3 protein-coding genes are annotated in these 2,465 nt (G+C 28.2%); all 3 read left to right on the forward strand.

Features of this window, described 5'->3' with window-relative positions; genetic code table 11:
- The first annotated feature begins 161 nt into the window (after positions 1-161).
- The 3 genes from Q0739_RS14715 (at position 162) to Q0739_RS14725 (ending at position 2,245) form a co-directional block, all read left to right on the forward strand.
- Positions 162-1,460 carry a WG repeat-containing protein gene (locus Q0739_RS14715; RefSeq protein WP_298239497.1) on the forward strand — a complete coding sequence of 433 codons (1,299 nt, stop codon included), beginning with the start codon at positions 162-164 and terminating at the stop codon, positions 1,458-1,460.
- A 168-nt stretch (positions 1,461-1,628) separates the two neighbouring features.
- Complete coding sequence (locus tag Q0739_RS14720; RefSeq protein ID WP_298239498.1) at positions 1,629-1,886, forward strand: hypothetical protein; 258 nt, start codon at positions 1,629-1,631, stop codon at positions 1,884-1,886.
- Complete coding sequence (locus tag Q0739_RS14725) at positions 1,883-2,245, forward strand: hypothetical protein (protein ID WP_298239499.1); 363 nt, start codon at positions 1,883-1,885, stop codon at positions 2,243-2,245. The genes Q0739_RS14720 and Q0739_RS14725 overlap by 4 nt, the downstream gene beginning before the upstream one ends.
- The last annotated feature ends 220 nt before the right edge of the window (positions 2,246-2,465 follow it).

Genomic DNA, 2,465 nt, shown 5'->3' on the forward strand with positions numbered 1-2,465 from the left:
CTACATTTTGTAACAACGTGTATAAAAAATGCTTAAATTAGTGCCTAATTCATAGGAAAGTTCACTTTTGTTGCGTCTGATTTTCCTTCGGAAAATCCTCGCGCACAAAACCGCACTTTCCATACACAAAAACGTTGCCCAACATTTGAAAATAGCTTCTTATGAAAAAAATATTCTTACTTATTTTAATAATATCAACTAATGTTTTTGGACAAAAAAAAGTTGGAAACGACATTTTTAAAATGGAGTTTTTAAGAACAATGACAAACCTTGATGGAAATTCAAATGACTATTACACTGACTTGGTTGAAAGGTCAATGTTTTCTAAAAAAGACTCACTGAAATATGGCTTCCTAAATTCAAAAGGGAAAGAAATTATTGGACCAAAATACACATATGCATCAGATTTTTACAATGGTAAATCGAATATCATAAAAGATTCAATTCCAGGAATATTACTTGAAAATGGTAAAGAAATTTTATTTCCGGAATACAATGCAACATATTGGTATAAAGGAAATTTAGGTATTGCCATTAAGGAAAAAAAGTATGGTTTTATTGATACTAATGGAAAAATAATTATTGATTTAAAATACGAAGACGCATTTCCTTTTTATCAAGGCTATGCCTCAGTAAAAGAAAATGACACATGGAATTACATTGATGAAAATGGCATAAAAGTTTTTACTGATAGTTTAACTTTTAGCTATAGACCAATAATTGACAATAAAGCAGTCTTTATGATAGATTCAATAAAGGTTGAGAAAAATAAATCAATGATAACTGAAAATGGCAGTAGAACTTTTGTTGAGTTTTTAAATAAAACTGGTCATATTCAACTCAAAGAAGGCTTAATTGACACAAATGGAAAAATCATTCTAAATCCTATTTATGATGAAATTTCAGGATATTATCAAAATGGATATATGAGAGTAAGAAATAATGGAAAAACAGGCATAATAGATGAACAAGGAAAAGTCGTAATTCCAATTGAATATGAAGATATAAGTGATTTAAAAGATGGTTTATTTTTAGCCAAAAAATCTAACAAATATGGAATGATTAATACCAAAGAGGAAATTGTTATACCATTTGAATACAGTAAAATTCGTTTTTTTAATGAAGGGCTTGCTTTAGTAATACTAAATGGAAAAGCAGGTTATATTAATAAAGAGAATGAAATGATAATTGAACCTAATTATAAATTTAATTTTATGGGAGATTTCAATAATGGTTTAGCTGCTGTAAGAAAGGGCGATAAATATGGCTACATAAACAATAAAAATGAAATAATAATTCCAATAATATATGATAGCGCACTACCTTTTAAAGAAAATAAAGCAATTGTAAAAAAAGATGGAATTTCATTTATCATAAATACTAATGGAGAAGAAATTAAAAATATTTCAGAACCTTATTTATGGCTTGATAGAGATAATTTAATAAGATTTGCGAAATAAAAAACGTTGGGCAACACCGTGTATAATTCATTGCTAGTTGGTGTCTACTTACGAAAATCCTCGTGGATTTTCTATTCGGTTTGTATTTGCTAAATTAGTTGCTTAAACACGCAACGAAATCATACACAAACACGTTGGCAACAATTAAAAAAAACGACAATCTATCGAATGAAAATTAGAATTACGAAATCTGAATTTGATTTAATCTGTGAAATAATTGATGTAAAAAATCCACTATTTGCTTCTAATCAAATTAATAAATCAGAAACTATTATTTCATTTGAGAATATTGAAAAAGCAATTGAATTTGACGAATTAATTAAAGACAAATTAATTTATCAAGGTTTTGACATAAATTATAAGCCGAATAATTTTGGTCTAATGTGTGAAAATGTAATTGACAAAATGTTCGTGATTTTAGAATGAAATATAGTATTCCAAATAAAAGAGAATTAACCAAATCCGAAATTGAATTTCTGACTTACCTCTTTGGAAAAGAAAAATCGGAATGGACTAATTTAATCAAAAACCTAAAAGTTATTGCGAGATGTGGTTGTGGAAAATGTCCGACAATAATATTTGGCAAAACATTTGACTCTGAAATTCAAAATGGAAACTTAATAATAGATTACGCTGGAAAAGGTAAAAACGGAGAATTGATTGGAATATCTGTATTCGGAACTGACCAAATGCCAACTGAATTAGAATTTTACTCGATAGATGGAGAATCTGAAATTACAGAAATACCAAAAATTAAAACATTGGAAAAATCGAAATATAATTAGAAAGAAAATAACTGTTGCCAACAAAGTATAAGAAATAATGCTTAAATTTAATCCTAAATCAAAAGGTTAGTGCGCATTTGGTCTCTCTGATTTTCCTACGGAAAATCCTCGGACACAAAATCGCACTATTCTTATACACAACCGTTGGGTTTAATAAGCCCGACTTTTGGATCTTCCCAGGTTTATTGTAACAATCGAAAATATAGGATCAATAGTAGTC

The sequence above is a fragment of the uncultured Algibacter sp. genome (assembly GCF_947487605.1).
In the GTDB taxonomy this organism is placed as follows: Bacteria; Bacteroidota; Bacteroidia; order Flavobacteriales; family Flavobacteriaceae; genus Algibacter_D.

What these genes read in the sequence shown, in the direction of transcription:
- Q0739_RS14720 (WP_298239498.1), top strand. Translation starts at nt 1,629, where the DNA reads ATGAAAATTAGAATTACGAAATCTGAATTTGATTTAATCTGTGAAATA.
- Q0739_RS14725 (WP_298239499.1), top strand. Translation starts at nt 1,883, where the DNA reads ATGAAATATAGTATTCCAAATAAAAGAGAATTAACCAAATCCGAAATT.
- Q0739_RS14715 (WP_298239497.1), top strand. Translation starts at nt 162, where the DNA reads ATGAAAAAAATATTCTTACTTATTTTAATAATATCAACTAATGTTTTT.